At 31.5% G+C, this 22,719-nt stretch carries 17 protein-coding genes and 1 pseudogene; 8 read left to right on the forward strand and 10 right to left on the reverse strand.

Features of this window, described 5'->3' with window-relative positions; genetic code table 11:
- The first annotated feature begins 11 nt into the window (after positions 1-11).
- Together AD998_18145 and AD998_18150 are read left to right on the forward strand one after the other, a co-directional pair.
- Entirely contained in the window at positions 12-1,661 is a 1,650-nt protein-coding gene (locus AD998_18145) for a hypothetical protein (GenBank protein ID KOY87797.1), read from the forward strand.
- A 90-nt stretch (positions 1,662-1,751) separates the two neighbouring features.
- Positions 1,752-2,894, forward strand: a complete 1,143-nt coding sequence (locus AD998_18150) for an aminotransferase class V (GenBank protein ID KOY87798.1) — start codon at positions 1,752-1,754, stop codon at positions 2,892-2,894.
- Between the two features lies 1 nt (position 2,895).
- Here AD998_18150 and AD998_18155 read toward each other — a convergent pair whose 3' ends face one another.
- Both AD998_18155 and AD998_18160 read right to left on the reverse strand, forming a co-directional pair.
- Positions 2,896-3,390 carry a hypothetical protein gene (locus tag AD998_18155; GenBank protein ID KOY87799.1) on the reverse strand — a complete coding sequence of 165 codons (495 nt, stop codon included), beginning with the start codon at positions 3,388-3,390 and terminating at the stop codon, positions 2,896-2,898.
- A 7-nt stretch (positions 3,391-3,397) separates the two neighbouring features.
- Entirely contained in the window at positions 3,398-3,895 is a 498-nt protein-coding gene (locus AD998_18160) for a phosphinothricin acetyltransferase (GenBank protein ID KOY87800.1), read from the reverse strand.
- A gap of 61 nt (positions 3,896-3,956) precedes the next feature.
- Between AD998_18160 and AD998_18165 the strand changes: the two genes are divergently transcribed.
- Complete coding sequence (locus tag AD998_18165; protein ID KOY87801.1) at positions 3,957-5,075, forward strand: hypothetical protein; 1,119 nt, start codon at positions 3,957-3,959, stop codon at positions 5,073-5,075.
- Here the strand turns inward: AD998_18165 and AD998_18170 are convergent.
- On the reverse strand, positions 5,072-5,386 hold the full coding sequence (locus tag AD998_18170; GenBank protein ID KOY87802.1) for a hypothetical protein: 315 nt from the start codon (positions 5,384-5,386) through the stop codon (positions 5,072-5,074). The two genes, AD998_18165 and AD998_18170, sit on opposite strands and share 4 nt — an antisense overlap.
- A gap of 46 nt (positions 5,387-5,432) precedes the next feature.
- The gene (locus AD998_18175) at positions 5,433-5,870 is read right to left on the reverse strand and encodes a hypothetical protein (GenBank protein ID KOY87803.1); all 438 of its coding nucleotides are present in this window, start codon (positions 5,868-5,870) and stop codon (positions 5,433-5,435) included.
- Between the two features lie 165 nt (positions 5,871-6,035).
- Between AD998_18175 and AD998_18180 the strand changes: the two genes are divergently transcribed.
- Positions 6,036-6,542, forward strand: a complete 507-nt coding sequence (locus AD998_18180) for a hypothetical protein (GenBank protein KOY87804.1) — start codon at positions 6,036-6,038, stop codon at positions 6,540-6,542.
- 29 nt (positions 6,543-6,571) lie between these two features.
- Here AD998_18180 and AD998_18185 read toward each other — a convergent pair whose 3' ends face one another.
- On the reverse strand, positions 6,572-8,212 hold the full coding sequence (locus AD998_18185; GenBank protein ID KOY87805.1) for a glycosyl transferase family 2: 1,641 nt from the start codon (positions 8,210-8,212) through the stop codon (positions 6,572-6,574).
- A gap of 546 nt (positions 8,213-8,758) precedes the next feature.
- On the opposite strand from AD998_18185, the gene AD998_18190 reads away from it, so the two are divergent.
- The 4 genes and pseudogenes from AD998_18190 to AD998_18205 all read left to right on the forward strand — a co-directional run bounded on the left by AD998_18190 (position 8,759) and on the right by AD998_18205 (position 16,505).
- On the forward strand, positions 8,759-11,572 hold the full coding sequence (locus AD998_18190; GenBank protein KOY87806.1) for a restriction endonuclease subunit R: 2,814 nt from the start codon (positions 8,759-8,761) through the stop codon (positions 11,570-11,572).
- Positions 11,573-11,939: 367 nt separating this feature from the next.
- Positions 11,940-13,130, forward strand: a pseudogene (locus AD998_18195) (hypothetical protein).
- An 8-nt stretch (positions 13,131-13,138) separates the two neighbouring features.
- On the forward strand, positions 13,139-14,986 hold the full coding sequence (locus AD998_18200) for a hypothetical protein (GenBank protein KOY87807.1): 1,848 nt from the start codon (positions 13,139-13,141) through the stop codon (positions 14,984-14,986).
- Between the two features lies 1 nt (position 14,987).
- Positions 14,988-16,505 (forward strand): DNA methyltransferase, encoded by a 1,518-nt coding sequence (locus tag AD998_18205; GenBank protein ID KOY87808.1) that lies wholly within the window; start codon positions 14,988-14,990, stop codon positions 16,503-16,505.
- 57 nt (positions 16,506-16,562) lie between these two features.
- On the opposite strand, the gene AD998_18210 is transcribed toward AD998_18205, so the two are convergent.
- The 5 genes from AD998_18210 to AD998_18230 form a co-directional block, all read right to left on the reverse strand.
- Positions 16,563-18,521 (reverse strand): hypothetical protein, encoded by a 1,959-nt coding sequence (locus tag AD998_18210; protein ID KOY87809.1) that lies wholly within the window; start codon positions 18,519-18,521, stop codon positions 16,563-16,565.
- Positions 18,522-18,658: 137 nt separating this feature from the next.
- Complete coding sequence (locus AD998_18215; GenBank protein KOY87810.1) at positions 18,659-19,483, reverse strand: hypothetical protein; 825 nt, start codon at positions 19,481-19,483, stop codon at positions 18,659-18,661.
- Between the two features lie 15 nt (positions 19,484-19,498).
- A complete protein-coding gene (locus AD998_18220) occupies positions 19,499-20,140 on the reverse strand; it encodes a hypothetical protein (protein KOY87811.1) in 642 nt (213 codons plus the stop codon).
- Positions 20,141-20,161: 21 nt separating this feature from the next.
- On the reverse strand, positions 20,162-20,689 hold the full coding sequence (locus AD998_18225) for a hypothetical protein (GenBank protein KOY87812.1): 528 nt from the start codon (positions 20,687-20,689) through the stop codon (positions 20,162-20,164).
- Positions 20,690-20,820: 131 nt separating this feature from the next.
- Positions 20,821-22,509: a hypothetical protein gene (locus AD998_18230; GenBank protein ID KOY87813.1), complete on the reverse strand. Its 1,689-nt coding sequence runs from the start codon at positions 22,507-22,509 to the stop codon at positions 20,821-20,823.
- Positions 22,510-22,719 lie beyond the last annotated feature (210 nt).

Raw genomic sequence — 22,719 nt, forward strand, 5'->3', positions numbered from 1 at the left:
ATACTGCTTATATGCTTTTTAATTATAAATACGGAGGACAAACGAATGTAATGAGCAATGCAAATCAGACAGCAATGTCATTTGCTCCTGATACATTGCGTGAGCCTACTTTTTTTGTAGGGAAGTTGGATAAAAAGATTTCTTTCAGGGAAGCTATTTCTGCATTGCATCATGTAGTAGTTTCCGATTTGCGTTTTAAGCCTAAAGATAAAACAGCTTACAAAGAGTGGGCAGCTGCCCAAGAATCTATTTGGCTTTCAGAATATATGGATTCTTTGCAAATAGACAAAGTAAATGAACGAGTGAGCCAAGTACGTCAAGAATTAAACGAAGTTTATAAAGAAAAAGACAAACATTTAGGACCTTTCAACAAAGCCAAAAAAGAATATTTCAATTTCCTTTATGAAAAAGATAAAGAAGCTTGGTTTGTTTTAGACCCTGTGATTACGGTACATCCAGATGAAGTATTTTTTGAGTGTTTCAGTCAGGATGAATCTACTTATGGAAAATTAAGCTGTAGTTATAATGTTTTCAAAGAAATTAATGAGTTTGAGTGTGGAACAACTAATATAGATTACTCTTCAACACTTTATAATGAATTTCAGAAAATCAGAAATTATAAAGAAACTGATTTCAAAATAGACCCCAGTGGTTTTGAAGTACAAACTACCAATGAAGATTCTTACAAAGAAGTCAAAATTGATTTACCAGACTCATGGGTAAGAGGTTTTTTACAAGTGAGTTCGGCGATGACTATGCCTGCAAGTACATTTCATTTGCATCCATTGGATGTATTTAGTTTGTGTCAGTTCTTGAGACGTTTTAAAGAAAAAGTAAGCCCTCGTTCATTAAGGTTCATTTTAGAGCCTGATAAACCTATCAAAATTATTGTAGAGCCTTGGAATAAAGAATTGGTTTTCAAACGTTCTATTTATGGTGGTGATAAGCCACAAGAAGTTAGACTTTGGGGAAGAAGACGTTTGTTAATTTTAGAAAGACTGATACCTATTGCAAAAACTTTTAAAGTAGTGTTATTGGGTTCAGGTTTGCCTTCGTTTTTTATTGCTGATTTAGAAAATGATATGTCTTTTACACTTGGTCTTTCAGGCTGGACAGCCAACGATTGGTCAAGAGCTGGAAACTTCGATTTGATGGCTCCCAGAGCAGAAGTAGATAGTTATACACAACAAAAAGTATTCAATGGTCTCAAACAAAACTGGTTTGAAACTTCAGGGGCTTTGGCTCGCCGTTTGAATTTAGATAACAATGTAGTTGCTTCGGCTTTGGCAGCTTATACACAAGCAGGCAGAGTGATTTATGATTTGAATTTGGGTGTTTATCGTGTACGAGAGCTTGCAAGAGAGCCCTTACCTATGGAGCAACTCCGTTTTGCAAGCCCACAAGAAGAAAAAGCAACAAAATTTCTAAAAGAAAACAAAGTACAAGTTACAACCGAACAAAAAGGTAATGGCATTTTATTGAAAGGCAAAGTGATTGATGGTAGTAGAACTTACCATACGACTGTTCTGATTGATAATGATGACCGAATCATTGATGCTACTTGCGAGTGTGGTTTCTTTTTGGTCAATAAACTCCGAAAAGGACCTTGTGAACACATTTTGGCAACCCGAATGTATTGGAACTTAATAAAATCTTCGTAACACAAACGAGGCTACTTTTCAGTAGCCTTTTTTTATGCTTTTGAAATATATTTTTGTGTATTCTAAACGTTCTATATAAAAATATGATTTATGAACAATCAAAAACATTTATTCCAACTTCCTGATGATATTCATTATCTAAATTGTGCCTATATGTCTCCTCTTCTAAAATCTGTAGAAGATGTAGGCATCGAAGGGCTTATCCGAAAGAGGAATCCAACTACCATTCGCCCCAAAGATTTTTTTGAACAAGCTGAAGAATTAAAAGAAAATATTGGAAAACTCATTAGTTCTAAAGCTACAAATATAGCTCTTGTACCTTCTGTATCGTATGGAATGGCATCAGCTATTAACAACTTACCTTTAAATAACGGAAATAAAGCTATAGTGTTGGAATATGAATTTCCAAGTGGGTTTTACACTTTACAAAAGTGGTGTGAAAAAAATGCCAAAAATCTTCAAATTATTAAAGCTCCTGAATCTAAAGAAAAGCGTGGCAAAAATTGGAATGAGTCTCTTTTAGAGGCTATCAATGCTGATACTGCTGTCGTGGTGCTTTCAAGTGTACATTGGACAGATGGAACAAAATTCGATTTGGAAGCCATTGGCAAAAAATGTAGAGAAAATAATACTTTTTTTATTGTAGATGGAACGCAGTCTGTTGGAGCTACCTCTATTGATGTTGTAACTTGCAATATTGATGCTTTAGTATGTGCTTCTTATAAGTGGTTATTTGGTCCTTACTCTATGGGTTTTATATACTTCAGTGAAAGGCTTTTTGGAGGCACCCCTCTTGAAGAAAGTTGGGTAAATAGAAGCAATGCTCATAATTTTGCAAAACTTACAGACTATACAGATGAATATACTTTAGGAGCTGGCAGATATAATGTTGGAGAAACAGGGAATTTCATTTTATTACCCATGTTCAATGAATCTATTAAGCAATTATTAAAGTGGGATGTGAAACATATCGAAAAATATGCCGAAAATCTTACCCAACCATTGATTGAATTCTTAAAAAACAGTCCTTATCATATTGAAGAAGATACATATAGAAGTAAACACCTTTTTGGGATTTCTCTACCAGAAAATATTGATCTTGAGAATTTATTGAAAGAATTGGAGGCTAATAGAATATATGTTTCTGTCAGAGGCTCATCTATACGTATTTCAACGAGTGTGTTTAATACAACACAAGATATTGATACATTGATTAATACATTAAAATTTTAGGTTATGGAAAAGTTAATCCACTCATTTCTGTATAGTCAAAAAGATTATCAGACATGATGTTATTTGTAAAGTCAGTACTGGTAAGAAGTGATTCAGAAAAATTGGTTTGATGAAAAATACAACTCTCAAATTGCATCCATCTCAAATAAGAATATATCATTTGGGCATTTGTAAAATTGGAACGAATGCCTTTCACTTCATAAAAATTAGAGTATTTAAGGTTTGTATCTGAAAAATTGCAATCAATCAGGATTGCTTTTTCAAAAATACAAGCCTCCAAATTGCATCCTGAAAAATTCATATTTTTTAGTTCAGTCCCTCTAAAGTTAAAATTAGAAAGATTCAATCCATTTAAATCTAAGTTTTTAAGTTTTACATTTTGGAAATCAACCTTTTCATCTTGGGTAAGCATAGTACAAAGACGTTCAAAATCACCTCTTTTGAACTTACTTTTATCTCCTGCTATTTCCACAGAACGAATTAAATGAAATTTCATATTATCTTTAATCTAAACCTACTACAGGGCTACGCCTTTCCAACATTACTGTATCTCTCCAAATGCCATTCATTTTCCCTATTTTCTCTCGATAACCTATCTTTCTAAAACCTGCTTGCTCATGTACTTTGATACTAGCTTTATTTTCTGGAAAAACACCTGACTGAAGCGTCCAAATACCTTCTTTTTCACTATCATGAATGAGTTTATCTAAAATTTGAAGACCTATTTTACGCCCTCTGTACGCATATGCTACATATACACTCACTTCTGCTACACCTTCATACACACATTGCCCTGAAACAGAGGTAAGAGCAGCCCATCCTACTATTTTATTATCTATTTCAGCTACTACTCTACAAGTTTTAAGATGCTCTTTATCCCAACCTTCCCATGTGGGAGGCTCTTTCTGAAAGGTTGCATGCCCTGTTTGTATGCCTTCTTTATAAATATGAGCAACCTGTTGCCAGTCTTCAGGTTGCAAATTACGTAATACAATGTCCATAAAGGTTTTTTTTATACTCTCACAATTTATAAATTTGGATAATTATACCAAAAGAATCTCTATGAAAATTATTCTTCTTTTATGGTTGTATATTTACACTTCATTAATTTTTGGGCAAAGAGTTCATTACTCATCTGTCATCTATCCTCAAGATTTACCTCAATGGGAGTATAAAGATTTCATTAAGTATAATGCAAAAAAAGTATCTGCTTTTGGTTATGAAACTAATTATTTGAGGAAACTGAAGCGTAAAGGGACATTGTTGTATCAAAAAGAACTTGATAAATCTAATAACAAAATATTTGGTATTAATAGTCTTAGACTTTTATCTACACATGGAATAATACCTTCTTTGAGCAAGTGGAAATTTGAAAACTTTTATGCTAAGAATGGACTTCTTATAAAAGAAATTTATTACCCTTTTTATGATGATTTAGAATTATCCATAAAGAGCTATAAAGAAATTTTTTATGACTATCAAAAATATCTTTTAATCAATCAGACAACCAAAATACATCAGATTGATACCTTTCTAAAAAAGCATGATATTAGTTATGATATAAAAAAATATGTTTATAACCAAGAAGGTAATGAAATCGCTCACTATCATTCTGAAAAGAATGAATATTTTAAAGAAAATATATTATTAGAAACAGAATATTCTGACTCAGTTAGTTTAGTATATGAGAAAAAATATAAAGATAGTCTATTAGAAAATATTACTTACTACACATACAATGATAAAATTCATTCAAGAAGCCATTTTTTTTATAATCAGAATCTTCGTATTAAAACTCAAATAGACTCCATTTGGCATTATCAAACGGACATACCTTATTTAGAGGAATTTATTGAGTTTGAATATTCTGATATAGGTAAAAAAGAGACACAAATCCGTTATAATGAACAAAAAAAGATTATATCTACAAGTGTGATAGTGTATGATAAAGAGAATAGACTTCTAAGTAATTGTTATTCAGGCGATAATTATCCAGAAAACTGTTCTTATCAAAGCTATACTTATCAAAATAATCTTTTAAAAAGTAGTACATTCAAGTCAGATTATACCCATGTAAAAACGCTTTTTTTCTACAATACCAAGGGTCTTTTAACCGAAGAAAGAATTTATATAAATGAAAAACTTCAAAGTGCTGTCAAATACTTTTACGAATATGATTAATATTTACATTTTTTCTGCCCTTCTTTGAGGAGTTCTGCGTATTTCCTTTCTTCGCCCTTATATTTTTCAGAAATTTCTTGGACAGCATTAGCGTAGGCTTCAAGATCTTTGTTGGCTTCATCTAGTTCTTTGAAAATTTCTTCAGAAGGGTTTTGTCCATTTTCCTTCATTTTGGATATTTTTCTTGAAATTTCAACCTGTTTTTTCTGCCCTCTACAAAACATTTCCACAGCTTTGGCTACATCTGTTCGCATTTCAGTACTTGCCTCATTACCTGTTATTTGCTCGCAAGAAATGAGAATACTCCACATCAAAAATAATATGATATAATGCATAATACAAAATGTTTGAATAACGTTAAGAGTTGTATTTTTTTGCCTTTTGCAGAAAACGCCATCTAACAAATAAACCAAACAGCATTAAGAACACACCAAATATGCCTAAAAATATTTGTCCAAAATTTCGCTCCCAAAAAGCATTTATTCTTGCATTTTGGGGGTCATCTTTATGGTAAATCACCTCCACCTCTTGCCCTATCGTATAATTAAATAAATCTTTGTTTTGGTCTAAATCACTAATGAAAGTATATTCATTGCCTTCCAGAGTTTTAAATTTTATGCGTGGTGACCGATAAATAGCCTTTTCTTCAATTTCAACAACTATTCCTTTTACTTTGATACCATTTGTATCTAAATCTTGTAATTTGAGTAAAAACGAAAATCCATAAATTGCAACGACTAAGCCCAATATAGAAAGAACAAAGCCTACATAAGAAGCATTTTTATAAGCATTCATGTTTGTCTTTATTTTTAGTGTTCAAACAAATTTATAAAAATTCTTGAAAAAAGCAAGAGCTTCTAATACACCTATACATTGTAATTTTAAAATATTTTTTGTAGTTTGGTTATTATTTTTCTGAATTAATTCAGCTTTATTTCTATAACTTTTAATGTTATATCTATGCAAAAAACAGCTTATTTTTTATTTTTAGGAATATTGATTACTATTTTCAGTTCTTTTACTGGTTGTCAAAAAAAAGAAAAATATATTGATGGTTTAAAAGCTTCTGCTATTTATCCCACATTTCAGAAACAAGGTTTTCAATTGGATAGTGGTGAAACTATGATGTGGCGTAAACTTAATCGTTGGAATCTTTATAAACCCTCTAATACAATTCGTACATATAGCCTTTTAATATTGGGAGACTCTGATAACGAAGTGTTTCAGATAGAAGCAAAAGCTCTATCCAATGATGTAACAGACGATACCAAAGCTTTTTTTTCTGCCCTTATCAAATCTCTCAATTATACCAATGCAAAACCCACAGAAACAGAAAAATGGATATTGGATAATTTAGGAAAAAATGCAGAATATGAAGCTGGAGGGGTAACCTTTCAGTTATATAAAACCAGTGAAACTAAATCTGAAATTGGTTTAAAAATTTATCTAAAAGAAAATAAACGATAACAAAAAAGGCTGTAAATACAGCCTTTTTTCTATTTCTTTTTACGTTCAATCTCTTTGAGATTATTCATCTTTTTGAGTTGCAGAAATCCATTGATGTCATAAAGATGCTCTTTGACTTGCTTGTTTCCAAACTCATATACTTTTTCGGCAAGTCCATCCAAGAAATCACGGTCGTGAGATACTAAAATGACTGTTCCATCAAAATCTTTCAAAGCACTTTTCAAAATATCTTTGGTTCTCATATCCAAGTGGTTGGTAGGTTCATCTAATATCAGCAAATTGACAGGCTCTAAAAGCAATTTAATCATGGCAAGACGAGTTTTTTCACCTCCAGAAAGTACTTTTACTTTCTTATTGATGTCATCACCACTAAACATAAAAGCACCCAAAAGGTCTTTAATTTTAGTACGAATATCTCCTACTGCTATTTCATCAATCGTTTGAAAAACTGTAATGTTCTCATCTAACAAAGAAGCCTGATTTTGAGCAAAATATCCTATCATGGCATTATGCCCCAAAGAGAGTTTTCCTTCGAAATCAATTTCACTCATAATAGCCTTGATCAGTGTAGATTTACCTTCACCATTTTTTCCTACAAAAGCTACTTTTTCCCCCCTCTTGATTGTCAGTGATGCATCAGAAAATACCACATGATCTCCATAACTTTTTGAAAGTCCTTCCACTGTCAATGGATAATTTCCAGAACGTGGTGCAGGTGGAAATTTAAGGCGTAAAGCAGATGTATCTTCTTCATCTACCTCCAAAATTTCGAGTTTTTCAAGCATTTTTACCCTTGACTGCACCTGAAGTGTTTTAGAATATGTTCCTTTGAAACGCTCTATAAACTCTTGTACTTCTGCAATCATTTTTTGTTGCTCATCAAAAGCTTTTTGTTGCTGCTCACGTCTTTCTTTACGAAGTTCTAGGTATTTTGAGTAATTTACTTTATAATCATAAATACGCCCCATTGTGACTTCAATGGTTCGGTTGGTGATGTTATCAATAAATGCTCTATCGTGAGATATTACAATTACAGCTTTTGCTGAGTTAATCAAAAAGTCTTCTAACCATTGAATAGACTCTATATCCATATGATTGGTAGGCTCATCGAGGAGTATCAAGTCTGGGTCTTGAAGCAAGATTTTAGCCAATTCGATACGCATTCTCCAACCACCACTAAAATCGCTCGTAGGTCTTGAGAAATCTTCACGAACAAAGCCTAAACCTAAAAGTACTTTTTCTATTTCTGCATCATAATTTATTTGCTCAATAGTGTAGAATTTCTCACTCAAAGCAGAAACTTTTTCAATAAGTTCGTAGTAACTTTCCGAATCGTAGTCTGTACGAGTTTCAAGCTCTTTATTAAGTACTTCTATTTCTTGTTCCATGTTTTTGAGATCTGAAAAAGCCTTTGTAGCTTCTTCAAACACAGACAAGTGGTTTTCTGTCATCAGATGTTGTGGTAAATAAGCTATTACAGCATCTTTAGGGGCAGAAATTCTGCCTTTTGTAGGTGTATTGACACCTGCAATAATTTTAAGTAATGTGGATTTACCAGCCCCATTTTTACCCATGAGGGCAATTCTATCTTTAGGGTTTACAACAAACGAAATATCTTTGAAAAGTGCTTTTCCACTAAATTCAACGGTAAGGCTATCAACCGAAATCATGCAAAACTATATTTTAAATTGAAGGCACAAAAATACAAATTTTATAAATAAAAAGAGGCTTATTTTATAAATAAGCCTCTTTAATATTTTGTGAACTCGTAGGGAGTCAAATAACAGCCTTAAAAATACATTCAACACAGTTTTTTAAAAATTTAAGGCAGTTTTTGGGGTAGTTTTGTATAAAATTTATGAACAAACATCTACTATTCTTAAATCACAATTGCATGTTACAACATCTATTTTTTACAATTTTAAGAAATTCAATCTAAAATATTACATTAGTAAAACTCTCACATAAGTTCTATAATATACTTTAAATGCTGTTTTGGTGCTTTAATTTATTGAAATATTTTTTTTTATTACATGATTGCAAAATCAGGGATTCCCTGATGCGTGGAATATTTTTATTCCTTAGATTAGCATAAAAGTTTATGAGGTTTTTTTGCTAAAAATAGACCTTGCAAAAAAGTTTTCAAAAGAAATAGCAGAAATGATTATAAAACTATGCTCCATAGAAAAAAATGAAATAAAGAGTTTGTAAAAGCTATGAGTACAAATAAAAATCAAAACCCTGAACAAATTGCTCGTGATAAAATAGATAATATGCTCACAGAAGCGGGCTGGATTATACAATCTAAAAATGCTATTGATTTAGGTGCAGGCAAAGGTGTTGCTATCAGAGAATATCAGGTAGGAACAAAATTTGCTGATTATGTATTATTTGTAGATAAAAAGCCCATAGGAATTATCGAGGCTAAAAAAGAAGAGGATGGATACCAGCTCACAACGGCAGAAGACCAATCTACTGAATATGCTAATGCAAAATTAAAGTACCTAAATAATGACCCCTTACCTTTCATTTTTGAAAGTACAGGCACTATTACTCGTTTTAGAGATGCCAGAGACCCCAAACCAAGAGGCAGGAACATTTTTTGGTTTTTTAAACCTGAAACCCTTGCTGATTGGTTAAAAAAAGACAAAACTTTAAGAGCAAGACTTCAGGATATTCCTGTATTGAATGAAACAGGGCTAAGACCTGCCCAAATCAAAGCTATTAATAACCTTGAAATATCATTCAAACACGCCAGACCCAAAGCCCTTATACAAATGGCAACTGGAGCTGGAAAAACCTTTACAGCTGCTACTTTCATTTACCGTTTGCTGGAACATGCCAAAGCCAAACGTATCTTATTTTTGGTAGATACTAAAAACTTAGGAGAACAAGCTGAACAGGAATTTATGGCTTTCCAACCCAATGAAAGCAACAGAAAATTTACAGAGCTTTACAATGTACAAAGACTCACATCAAGTTATATTGCTTCTGATAGTCAGGTATGTATTTCTACTATTCAAAGAATGTATGCCATTCTGAAGGGCGAAGAATTAAATGAGGGTGCAGAAGAAGACAACCCTAATGAATCTTCTTGGTTAAAAGAGCAACAAGAAAACAAACAGGCTTTGCCCATTGAATACAACCCTAATGTATCAATTGAACAATTTGATTTTATTGTGGTTGATGAATGCCATCGTTCTATTTATAACCTTTGGAAACAAGTTTTAGATTATTTTGATGCCTTCTTAATTGGCTTGACTGCCACTCCTGACAAACGTACTTTTGGTTTCTTTGAAGAAAATGTAGTGAGTGAATATACTTACGAACAATCAGTAATTGATGGCGTAAATGTACCTTACGAAGTTTATACCATTGAAACTGAAATTTCGCAGAAGGGAAGCATAGTTAAAGCAGGCTGGTGGATAGATAAAAGAGATAAGTTCACTCGAAAAACCCGCTGGCAACAAGAAGATGAAGATACTATATATACAAAAAATGATTTGGATAAAAATGTGGTAAATCAAAGTCAGATTAGAAATATCATCAGAGAGTTTAAAAATGCTCTTCAGACAACTATTTTCCCCAACCGAAAAGACGAAAAAGGCGAATATGAAGTACCTAAAACTTTAATTTTTGCCAAAACTGATAGCCATGCAGATGATATTATCAAAATAGTCAGAGATGAGTTTAATGAAAGTGATGAGTTCTGCAAAAAAATCACTTATAAAATTCAAGAGGATCCAAAATCAGTCTTAAATCGTTTTCGTAATGCATACTATCCACGCATTGCTGTAACAGTAGATATGATTGCAACAGGTACAGACGTAAAACCATTGGAAGTACTGCTTTTTATGCGTGATGTAAAAAGTATCAACTATTTTGAGCAGATGAAAGGTAGAGGTACACGTACTATCAACAAAGATAGTTTTCAGATGGTATCTAAAACGGCACAAGCTAAAACACATTTTGTCATTGTAGATGCAGTGGGTGTTACCAAATCGAAAAAAAACGATAGCAGACCTTTGGAACGAAAACCTACCGTAGCACTCAAAGACCTTCTGGGAGCTATTACGATGGGAGTAACTGATGAGGATTTATTTTTATCCTTAGCAAACCGTTTGATTCGTTTGGAAAAAGAAATTACTGAAAAGGAAAAAGAAAAGTTATTGGAATTTTCTAAAGGTAAAAGCCTCCGACAAATCAGCAAAGAGCTGTTAGCTGCTTTTGATAAAGATGAAATAGAAGAAAAAGCTAAGGCTATCATAGAGGCAATACCTGAGCAAAACCGTACCCCTGAAAAAATAGTAGAAGCTCAGCAACAAGCTCAAAAGGAATTGATTGATGAGGCATCTTCCACTTTTAATGGAAAATTGAATGATTATATTGATCATGTACGACAAACACACGAACAAATCATTGATACATATAACATTGATACCGTTACCAAGTCGGAGTGGAATACTGCCTCAGTAGATAAAGCAAAAGAAATTGTAAAAGATTTTAGCGACTACTTGCTTGCCAACCAAGATGAAATAAAAGCTCTCACTATTTTTTACAAACAACCTTATAACCGAAGAAACATTACTTTTAAAATGATAAAAGAGGTCTTTGAAAAACTGAAAATGGACAAACCAACTCTTGCCCCACAATACGTTTGGGAGGCTTACAAACAATTAGAAAACGTAAAAAGCACCCAACCAACAGACGAACTCACAGCTTTGGTTTCTTTGATACGCAGGGCTTGTGGTATTGACAAGGAGTTACAAGCCTTTGACAAAACCATAGACGAAAATTTTAAAACGTGGATTTTTAAACAAAATGCAGGAAAACATAATAGATTTACACCTGAACAAATGGAATGGCTCAGAGAAATTAAAAACCACGTAGTTAATTCCTATCACATAGAAATAGATGACCTTGACTATACACCTTTTGATGAGAAAGGAGGAAAAGGTAAAATGTACCAGCTTTTTGGCAAAGAAATGAATGAAATTATTGATGAACTTAACGGAATATTAGTAGCTTAACAAAATGACAAACAACGATAAAAATGATTGGGCAGAGTGTACTCTAAATGAATTAATTTCACAAGATGGTATTTTTTGTGATGGTGATTGGGTTGAAAGTAAAGACCAAGACAAATACGGAAATATTCGTTTAATACAATTAGCTGATATTGGAGATGGGATATTTAAAGACAAATCAAATCGATTTTTAACTTATGAGAAAAGTATAGAATTAAATTGTACGTATTTAAAAAATGGAGATATTCTTCTTGCAAGAATGCCTGAGCCGCTAGGTAGAGCTGCAATCTTCCCTTTTAGAGAAGATGAGAAATATGTAACTGTTGTTGATGTAGCAATAATTAGGACAGCAAATCAATACATTTCTAATAAATTTTTACTTTTTATTATTAATAGTCCTTTTATACGTAAAGAGATTGCAAGTTTACAAAGTGGTTCTACAAGAAAAAGGATTTCAAAGAATAATTTATCTAAAATATTATTCCCTCTTGCCCCACTCCCAATTCAACGAGCCATAGTAGCTAAAATAGAGGCATTATTTTCGGATTTGGATAAGGGCATAGAGAGCCTCAAAACTGCCCAAGCCCAACTCAAAATCTACCGCCAAGCTGTGTTAAAAAAAGCTTTTGAGGGAGAACTCACCAAAGAATGGAGAGAGAAACAAACAAACTTGCCTACTGCTGAAGAACTTTTACAACAAATAAAAGAAGAACGAAATAAATGGTTAGATATTGAAATTTTAAATAGTAATAGTGAAGCTAAAAGGATAAAGGCAAAACTTAAAAAATTAGATATAAAAATTTCAAATACTGATTTGCCTCAAAACTGGTGTTGGTCTACTTTTATTAACTCTTGTTTATTTGTGATTGATTGCCATAATAAAACCGCTCCTTATGAAAGCGAAGGCATATTTTTAGTACGTACAACAAACATTCGAGAAGGTAAATTAGATTTAGTAAATGAAATAAAATTTGTATCTGAAAAAACATATAAATACTGGTCAAAAAGAGCCGTTCCGCAATCTGGCGATATTATTTTTACTAGGGAAGCACCAATGGGCAAAGCTGCAATTATTCCACAACAAACTAAAATATGCTTGGGGCAAAGAACTATGTTGCTGAGAACTATTCAACAATTTCTCAATAATAAATATTTGTTCTATAATATTTTGAGTGAGATATTTCAACAAAGAATGTATAAAGATGCAATAGGAACAAGTGTAAAACATTTAAGAGTAGGAGATGTAGAAAATCTAATATTTCCTTTATGTTCACCCCAAGAACAAACCCAAATCGTCCAAGAAATAGAAAGACGTTTATCCGTCTGTGACAAAATAGAACAAAGCATTACCGAAAGCCTCGAAAAATCAGAGGCATTACGCCAAAGCATCTTAAAAAAAGCATTTGAAGGCAAGCTATTAAGCCAAGCAGAAATAGAACAATGTAAAAAAGAAGCAGATTATGAACCTGCATCAGTACTATTAGAAAAGATAAAAGCCGAAAAATTGGCAAAAGAACAAGAAAATAAGAAGTCTAGTATCAAATCAAAAAAAGACAAGTAAAATAAATTATGGAAATAGCACCAGATAAACAAAATATAGATAGAGTATTTTCTAATATAACCTATCACATAGACTTCTATCAACGTGATTACAAATGGACAACAGAGCCAGTATTGCGACTCTTAGATGATATTTTTTTTATGTTCAACCAAGAATATGAAAAGTCTAGTTCATTAGAGCCAAGTATCGAAACTATCATGGCTAAGTATTCATGGTATTATCTCAATACCTATGTTACAAACAATATTGATGGTAAAGTATATATAGTAGATGGTCAGCAACGCTTGACAACTCTTACTATCATACTTATTAAGTTATATAATAAAGCAAAGGAATTAGCCTGTGAGAGTGATTTTATTGAATGGATAAATAGTAAAATTGCTGGGTTTAGTGGAGGGAAAAGATCTTACTGGATAAACCATGAAAAATCACTAAATGTATTAAAAGATTTATTTGAGAATAAAAAGGAACATAAAGAAATAGATACATCAGCATCTATTACATCAGTAAATCTTTTAGCTAACTATTCAACCGTTTCAAAGTATATTGATGAGCAACTAGGAAATAAACATCGTTTTGAAACATTTGCATACTTCTTTTTATACAGACTTGTACTCATTAATTTGTCTGTTGAAAAAACACAAGTACCTATGGTTTTTGAAGTGATTAATGATAGAGGGATTCGCCTAAAACCTTATGAAATTCTCAAAGGAAAACTACTTGGACAAATTGACAAATTAGAGCTGGACAAGTTTAATTACAATCATTTATGGGAAAGTAAGGTGAAAACGATAAATGACTTCAAGGAGGACGAAATAGATACATTTTTTAGATATTACTTAAAATCAAAATACTCTAATACTCGTAAAGATGGGACATCATTTGATGGTGATTATCACAGGGAAATGTTTACCAACAGTATGGATAATACACTTCACCTAAAGCACAATCCTACTATGGTGAAGAATTTCTTGGATACCACTTTTACCTATTATACCACACTTTATATTAAAATACTTGATGCTTCTAAAAAACAAGATAAGCAATATCCTTCCGTATTTTTGAACAAATTAAATGAAATGGATGGACAGTTTTTACTCATCTTGTCTGCTTGTAAACTAAACGACCCAGAAGAAGACGCAAAGATTGAAAAAGTTGCTTATGAAATTGATAGATTATTTTCTCTATTGCAACTTCAAAATTCCTATGATAGTAATTCCTTTTATGAACTCCTCTACAAAATATCATCTGAAATTAGAGATGGAAATGTAGATAAGATACGTAGTGTATTTGATAAATACTTGTTTGAGGAGTTAAAGAAAAAGAGAAATTCTGAAATAATAGAAGGACTACAATATACTTTTTTCAAGAACATAGGCATTAATCTAAATATGCGATTCAAGAGATATTTTTTTGCAAGGGTAGAGCAATTCTTAAGTGAAAATCTAAATCTTGGAATGAAGCACCCTTTAGATGATTTAGTATTGAGAACAGGTTCAAAAAAAGGCTTTCATATAGAACATATACTTTCTTATAATGAAGAAAACAAAACATTATTTGATAATGATGAAGTATTTGAACAAGAAAGAAATCGTTTAGGAGGAATTTTATTACTCAAAGGGCGTGATAATATATCTAGCAATAATGAACCTTATTCAAAAAAGTTAAAAACTTACGCCAATACTCTTTACTGGAATGAAACTTTACGTGAAGATACTTACAAATCAAAATTAGATATGAATGATCTAAAAAAGAAATTTAATCTTGACTTAAAGCCAATTAGTAAATTTGGGAAAGATGAGTTAGAAATGAGACAAAAATTATTATTTAATATCGCAAAATATATCTGGAAATAACATGACCGAATCAATTATTATATCCAAAGTATGGAATTTTGCCAATGTCCTCAGAGATGATGGTGTGGGCTATGGTGATTATTTAGAACAAATTACCTATTTGCTATTCTTAAAAATGGCAGATGAATTCAATCAGCCCCCATACGACAAAGGACTAAAATTTCCCAAACTCAAAGATGAACAAGGCAAAGAGTTACCAAACGCAGAAACCTGCGACTGGCAAACCCTTTCACAAAAAAGAGGTTTAGAGTTAGAAACCTTTTATAACCAAATGCTCCGCAGTTTAGGCAATGAAAAAGGTATTTTAGGTCAGATTTTCACCAAAAGTCAAAATAAAATTCAAGACCCTGCCAAACTCTTAAAAATCATTGATATGATTGATAAAGAGCAATGGAATTTGATGGGTGCAGATATTAAAGGAGGAATATATGAAGGACTTTTGGAAAAAAATGCTGAAGATACCAAAAGTGGTGCAGGGCAATATTTTACACCTCGTGCCTTAATCAAAGCTATTGTGGCTTGTGTTCGTCCCAAACCTATGCGAACTATCATAGATCCTTCTTGTGGTACGGGTGGTTTCTTTTTAGCAGCCTACGATTTTTTAAAGAAACAGGGATTAGACAGAGATGAAAAAGAGTTTTTGAAAAATAAAACCTTTTATGGCAATGAAATTGTAGCCAATACTCGTCGTTTGTGTTTGATGAATATGTTTTTACATAATATAGGCGAAATAGATGGAGAAAGCCTTATTTCTTCCGCTGATGCTCTGATTGCTGATAATGGCACCCGTTATGATTATGTACTGGCAAATCCACCATTTGGTAAAAAAAGCAGTATGACCATTACCAATGAGGAAGGCAATCAGGAAAAGCAAGACTATATTGTCAATCGTCAGGACTTTGTCGCTACTACTGCCAACAAACAGCTCAACTTTTTGCAACATATCAAAACACTTCTAAAAGTTACAGGTCAGGCAGCTGTAGTATTGCCAGATAACATACTTTTTGAGGGAGGTGCAGGTGAAACAGTACGAAAAGAACTATTGAGAACTACTGAATTACATACAATTTTGAGGCTTCCGACAGGTATTTTCTATGCACAGGGTGTAAAAGCGAATGTATTGTTTTTTGATAATCAGCCAGCTTCCAAAGACCCTTGGACAAAGGAAGTATGGATATATGACTATCGTACTAACATCAGCCATACTTTGAAGAAAAATCCTTTAACTTTTAACGATTTAGAAGATTTTATTCAGTGCTATAATCCTGAAAATCGTAATAAAAGAGTAGAAACTTGGAGTGAAGCCAATCCTGAAGGCAGATGGCGTAAATTTACTTATTCAGAGATTATAGAAAGGGATAAAACCAATCTGGATATTTTTTGGATAAAAGATAAAAGCCTTACTGATTTAGACAATTTGCCAGATCCTGATGTATTGGCAAATGAAATCATTGAAAACCTAGAGGCTGGCTTAAATAGTTTTAAAGAAATAATGGAAACTATCAATGGAGATGAATAAACCTATTGAAACTATATTTCTAAAGTAAAGATAATAGGGCTTATAATCTATAAAGCCCTATTTTTTATATTGATTTATCAAATCTTGAAAATCTTGATCTTTGTGATATAATTTAAAATCTTCATTATTTTCTACAAATTCAGTAGATACTTCATTTTTTGCTAAAGAAGTATTCAAATATTTCAAGGACTGCATTTTATCCCCTTTTATTGCATAAACCCTTGATATATTATAATAATTTCCTCCATATTCAACAGCCTGTAAGAATACATTGATAGCCTGTTCATATAATGCCTCTGCTTCTGTACCTACTTTAGTTTGTGCTAAATCAACCAAAGTTACTCCTAAAAAATCAAGAATTAAGTGATTATTAGGTTTTATATTAATTGTTTTTTGATACTTCTCAATAGCTTGTAGATATAACTCTTCTGCCTCTTTTCCTTGTTTTAACTTAGCTAAATTAGTTAATATAAATCCCCAATAAAGAAGAGCTTCATAATAGTCTGATTTGATATTAATTGCTTGTTGATACTTCTCAATAGCTTGTAGATATAACTCTTCTGCTTGTTTTATTTGAGCTAAATTAGTTAGTATAAATCCCCAGCCAAAAAAAGCTTCATGTTTATCTGGTTTGATATTGATAACTTGTTCAAACTTCTCAATAGCTTGGTAGTATAACTCCTCTCCCTCTTGTTCTCTTTTTGTTTCAGCCAAACTGATTAACATAAATCCCCAGCCAAAAAAGGCTTCATGTTTATCTGGTTTAATATTAGTTGTTTTTTGATACTTCTCAATAGCTTGTAGATATAACTCTTCTGCCTCTTTTCCTGTTTTTAATCTAGCCAAAAAGCTTAGAGAATGCCCCCAGTTATAAAAAGCTTCATATTTATCAGGTTTGATATTGATAGCCTGTTTATATTTCTCAATAGCTTGTAGATATAACTCTTCTGCCTCTTTTCCTTGTTTTATTTGAGCTAAATCTATTAAAGTAGCCCCCAAGTCATTAAAAATCTCATAAAAGTCAGGTTTGATATTGATAGCTTTTTCAAACTTCTCAATAGCTTGTAGATATAACTCTTCTGCCTCTTTTCCTGTTTTTAATTTAGCTAAAAAGCTTAAAGAACTGCCCCAATTATGAAAAGCTTGATATTGATTAGGTTTGATATTAATTGCTTGCTGATATTTCTCAACAGCTTGCTGATATAACTCTTCTGCCTGTTTGCCCTCTTTGAGTTCAGTTAAACGAAATAATGTATCTCCTAAATTAATAAAAACCTCATAGAAGTCTGGTTTGATATTGATAACTTGTTGATACTTCTCAATAGCTTTTAGATATAATTCTTCTGCTTGTTTTACATCTTTTGTTTTTGCTAAACTTACTAAGGTACTTCCATAATTATTTAATGCCTCATAATAATCAGATTTAATACTGATCACTTTATCAAACCTATCAATTGCTTGTTGGTATAGTTCTTCCTTTTCTTTTCCCTCTTTGAGTTCAGCTAAGTACCCTAATATAACTCCCCAGTTATAAAAAGCTTCATGAGAGTCTGACTTGATATTAGTTGTTTGTTCAAACTTCTTTATTGCATGTAGATATAGTTCTTCCTTCTCTTTATCATCTCTAAGTTGAGCTAGATGATTTAATATAATTCCCCAGTTATAAAAGGCTTCATGAGAGTCTGATTTGATATTGATTGTTTGTTCAAACTTCTCTATCGCCTTTAAATATACGTCTTCTCTTATTTTCCTTGAGGTTATTTTACCTAAATGAATCAAGGCACCTCCCCAATTATGAAAAGCTTCATGAAAATCAGGGTTTATACTGATGGCTTGTTGGAATTTCCTAATAGCTTGTCGATATAACTTCCTAGCTTGTTTTATATCTTCTGTTCGAGCTAAGTTTGCTAAATTAGTTCCCCAGTTATAAAGAGCCTGATAAAGGTCTGGTTTTAGTTCTAAAGCTGTTTTATATCTTTTATTTGCAGATGATAGTTTATTTAAAAGAGTAAGCAATGCACCTCTAGAAAAATACTTAAGAGCTTCTCTTTCTAAAAGTTTATCTTTATCAGAAGTATTACCAAGTTTTTCTATTTTCTTATGAGCCTCTTCTAATTGTTTCTTTAACTCAGTTACTTCACTGGATTCTTTATTCAGATTTTTTTTTTAATTGATAACAATTCATCAATAATCGAATTAATTTCATCAAAGTTTGAGATATTGATTGGTGTAAGAAAATCAAGAGTGCTATCCAAAGTCTTATTTGTGATTATAAAGTGTTTTTGGTTGTACTCTCTTTGAAGCCTCTTTACTTCCTTAAAAATATTGTTTATTTGGAAATCTCCCATTCCTACCCCAATAAAGAGAATTGTTTTATTGATAATGATATTCTTTAATACCAATAGTGAATGTTCTGCATCTCTATCCTGATTTTCATAAAGGTTTTTATAATTTGATGGAAATAAGACCATAGAATCAGCATCCTCGAAACAACCATGCAGTTTAAAAAGTAATGGAGCATCTTTATCTTTATGCTTTGTTAACTCATAGTTTCTTCCTTTATAAGCTTTACTCCTTCTAAGTTCTGGAACAGCTTCTTCAAATGCAGTATCATAGTTAGTAGTTATAATCTTTTTTGATAACTCAAACAACTTTTTGTGCAAGTCATAGTCGTTTTTATCACTTAGAATTAAAAATTTTTTAATAAAATTATAAATATCTTTTTTAGACAATTCAGAGTCTGATTCTATTAAGTCTAAAACTTTAATAGGATCATACCTTTTGATTAGAGGCATTAGGTCATTTACTTCATGTCCTTTGCTTTGTAAGTCATTCAGAATATTAACTACTAAGTTACTCCAACCTTCCAATTTTTGATTATCCACATTTTTGAAATTAAAAGATAATCCAGCACCAACAAATACGATTAAATCATTATCGTTTATTGCTTTTATTAGATCCGTAGGTATTTTATTCATTTTAACCTCCTTTTATTAGAATATAGTATTCTTTATTATTATTTTATGACTTTCATCAAAACCTCGTAATATTTCTAGAGTATTATCTTTATCCTTATTTTTTGAAAGATAAAGACAATCAAAAGCATTCTTGCTTGGACTACCTGCATTTCCAAAATAATGTATATGAGTTTTTTTATAAGCAGATGTAACTGATTTTGCATAAATATGCTCAAAGAATAAAAGTGTATCATCTGTACTCTCATCTACTACACAAGCACAATCTTCTAGTCTTCCTCCTTCAATCAAATCTTTACTCTTCCAATCCTTTCTTGTATAAAGAAATAAATCTTCAAGCAATGTGATTCTAAACCAGGAGTGTTTCAGTGTGTGTTCGTCTTTATCCTTATTTTCATTCTCTTCTATAATGAAAAAATACAGATGTTCTCCTGCCGATTTCAACTTCTTTATACTTGTTACATTTGGATCATCTTTTATTTTATCATAAATTTCTCTTTCAGAACGAATATTTTCAGGTTTATCAAATTTAGCTGGCTTAACATCCTCTTCTCTCTCAAAAATGAGTATATAGTTTATATTTTCTTCTACTATAACTCGTTCTTTCGTTTCGGAGTCATAAATATGCCCATGTTGAAATGTAATATTGATTGAACGCATACCCAGTTATTTTTTAATATTTTACTTAATTACCTTTAAATCAAAATAGAAAACTCCATCTTCATCAGAATAAGCTGCAAACATATATCGCTCTTCAGGATAAGAAGGGAAATTGTCTATGATAGTTTTTAGTTCACTTATTGTGTTTTTTAAGGAGTCATTATCTTTTGCTTGAAAAATCATAAGTTTATATTGAGCCTTGGCTACAAGAAGTTTCTCAAAATCATTTTGTATTTCTTGAGGGTTATAATCCCATTCACACTCAACAGCTAGATGTATTCTTTTCAAATGCCTAAAATCACCCCCTCCTGAATAAATATATAATGTAACATCAAATAACCATTCTATCCAATCTTTATTCTCAACACTTGAAGCAGCTAAACATATATCACTTCCTGCATTTACTTCATTTTTCAACTCACATAAAGCTGTTTTAATAGTAGAAGTCCAACCAGTTCTAGAGCTATCTCCTGCATTGTATAAATCAACAATACAAGTATCTAGAACTTCTTGTATTCTAATCTCAAATCTATCAAAAACAGGTTCCATTTTTATGTGATTTTAATAATGTAATATAGTTTTTTAGGTTTTACACTTGGACAGTCAATCTAAATAGAAACATAAAATTCTAAGTTTGAAAGTTATCCTCCTAATAAAAAACTTGTATTAGCCACAGTTTCCTACTTTGTTTGTCTTGGTCTAAAGTCTATGTTTAATTTTTCTTTTAAGAAGTCTTTTAGAACATAAACTACAATTCGTCTTTCATCTCTTGGATCATCAAGGAAATATCTTGTATGGTCTGTTGTTGACTCTGGATTTACAATATGCAGAACTCGTTTTTTTTCTTGAATATCAACTATTTCATCTCCATCTAATATCTTGGTATCCCAACAAACAATACTATGTAAATATTCAAAAGAGTGATTAAATGTCTTATCTAAGAAATTTTTTAGCTCAACATAGTAAATTCTAGATTGATCAATAGATAAATTATTTTTTTCTTTTACGAGTATATCAATGCCTGTATTTGTATTATAGTCAATCATTTCAAATGGAAACAAATCAGGCTCTAATATTGAAAGTTGCATTAGAAGAGCATGAACACCTGATTCAAGTTGAGGCTCATAAAGTTTTACTCCCTTAAATTCGGCAACTTTTTGTTTAAGAGCATATTTCTTTCTCCTTTCATATTCTCGCTTTTCTTTTTTAACTGTATCATATCCTTTTGCTTCTCCCTGCAACCAATCTAATATTGCATATTCATCACTGTTTATAATTGAATCATATATTTCTCTTACTTTTTTTTCAATATCTTGTAGAATTTCAGGAGTGGTTGCTTCTACTGAACCTCTATTTGCTGTTAACTTAAAATTTTGACAATTAAAAAACGCATGAAATTTTGTATATTCGCTTCCTTTTGAAACTATCCATTCATTTTTTCTCTGAATTGGGATAAAATCCTTTGTCAACCACAAACCATATCTGTCCTGAATAGTATAAGAATCATCTGGTGCTTTATAACCTTGCCTTCTTAACATTGGATTATAGCTATATTTTATATTTTTACCTTCAACATAAAATACAGATTGATATTTAATATGTGGGAAATTGGGCAGTATTCCTACTTCTATCCACTTTTTACAGAAATAGTCAGGTGCATTATTGTTGTGGATTTCAAATAGTTTATTCGCAGTATCGCTTTCTTGTGGGAAGATATGCCCGAATTCTATTTGTTCTGGAGTATCAACATCTAACCCTTTTAAACTAATCTTATAATCATTAAATGTTGTTATATCAAAAACTTTGTCAATAGCCCCAAATTTTGTTTTCCAAAGAATATAATCTTTGAGTATTGCATGTTTAAATGCACTATACTTATTTAAGTTGTAACCAATTATTTCAATTTCAGTCCCTGACTTATCTAATTCTGAATCTGTTATTTCATATTCATATGTTGGAATGATATTTTGGTTTAAACTTTTATAAATATCCTTCATTTTTGCTTTGATGCATTTTCCGTTTTTATAAGTAGTTAAATTTACTTGCCTACTATGAAAATACACTTTTGTTCCATGTCCTTTTTCTCCAATAACATCTTTATCCCCAATTTTTGTCGAGTTTCCTAAGTCAAAAAAACTTTCCAATTCATCTTCATTCATACCTTTTCCGTTATCTTTAATAATAACTCGAAATAATTCTTCTCCAAAATGATCAACAATGTCAAAATGTAAGCATATTAGGTTTGAACGAGCATCAATACTATTACTAATTGCTTCTCTAACAATTTCAAGTGGATTAGCAAAGTTATTTGCAATCTCTTTAAACTCATTTACCTGATTTACCTTTGGTGTCTTGCTTTTAATACCCATATTTTCTATTTTAGTATTGCTATATTTTTTAATGTTGTAATCAACTTGTGAATTAATTGCTGTAATACTTGCACTATTTTATAAATGAATTGAGCCATTAATACAAGACACATAGTATTTTTTATAATATTTACTTTTTTTATTAGTGTTTAATTAAATATCAATTTCTCCTCAATCTAAGTAATAAAAAACTCCCACGCATCAGGGAAT

It is taken from the genome of bacterium 336/3, from assembly GCA_001281695.1.
Lineage (GTDB): Bacteria > Bacteroidota > Bacteroidia > Cytophagales > Thermonemataceae > Raineya.

Bases quoted from the DNA above. Each gene is read 5' to 3' on its own strand.
- AD998_18185 (KOY87805.1), bottom strand. From the start codon at position 8,212: ATGATTTCGGTTGATAGCCTTACCGTTGAATTTAGTGGAAAAGCACTT.
- AD998_18160 (KOY87800.1), bottom strand. From the start codon at position 3,895: ATGGACATTGTATTACGTAATTTGCAACCTGAAGACTGGCAACAGGTT.
- AD998_18170 (KOY87802.1), bottom strand. From the start codon at position 5,386: ATGTGGAGTATTCTCATTTCTTGCGAGCAAATAACAGGTAATGAGGCA.
- AD998_18150 (KOY87798.1), top strand. From the start codon at position 1,752: ATGAACAATCAAAAACATTTATTCCAACTTCCTGATGATATTCATTAT.
- AD998_18155 (KOY87799.1), bottom strand. From the start codon at position 3,390: ATGAAATTTCATTTAATTCGTTCTGTGGAAATAGCAGGAGATAAAAGT.
- AD998_18220 (KOY87811.1), bottom strand. From the start codon at position 20,140: ATGCGTTCAATCAATATTACATTTCAACATGGGCATATTTATGACTCC.
- AD998_18145 (KOY87797.1), top strand. From the start codon at position 12: ATGCTTTTTAATTATAAATACGGAGGACAAACGAATGTAATGAGCAAT.
- AD998_18175 (KOY87803.1), bottom strand. From the start codon at position 5,870: ATGAATGCTTATAAAAATGCTTCTTATGTAGGCTTTGTTCTTTCTATA.
- AD998_18215 (KOY87810.1), bottom strand. From the start codon at position 19,483: ATGAATAAAATACCTACGGATCTAATAAAAGCAATAAACGATAATGAT.
- AD998_18200 (KOY87807.1), top strand. From the start codon at position 13,139: ATGGAAATAGCACCAGATAAACAAAATATAGATAGAGTATTTTCTAAT.
- AD998_18190 (KOY87806.1), top strand. From the start codon at position 8,759: ATGAGTACAAATAAAAATCAAAACCCTGAACAAATTGCTCGTGATAAA.
- AD998_18205 (KOY87808.1), top strand. From the start codon at position 14,988: ATGACCGAATCAATTATTATATCCAAAGTATGGAATTTTGCCAATGTC.
- AD998_18230 (KOY87813.1), bottom strand. From the start codon at position 22,509: ATGGGTATTAAAAGCAAGACACCAAAGGTAAATCAGGTAAATGAGTTT.
- AD998_18225 (KOY87812.1), bottom strand. From the start codon at position 20,689: ATGGAACCTGTTTTTGATAGATTTGAGATTAGAATACAAGAAGTTCTA.
- AD998_18165 (KOY87801.1), top strand. From the start codon at position 3,957: ATGAAAATTATTCTTCTTTTATGGTTGTATATTTACACTTCATTAATT.
- AD998_18180 (KOY87804.1), top strand. From the start codon at position 6,036: ATGCAAAAAACAGCTTATTTTTTATTTTTAGGAATATTGATTACTATT.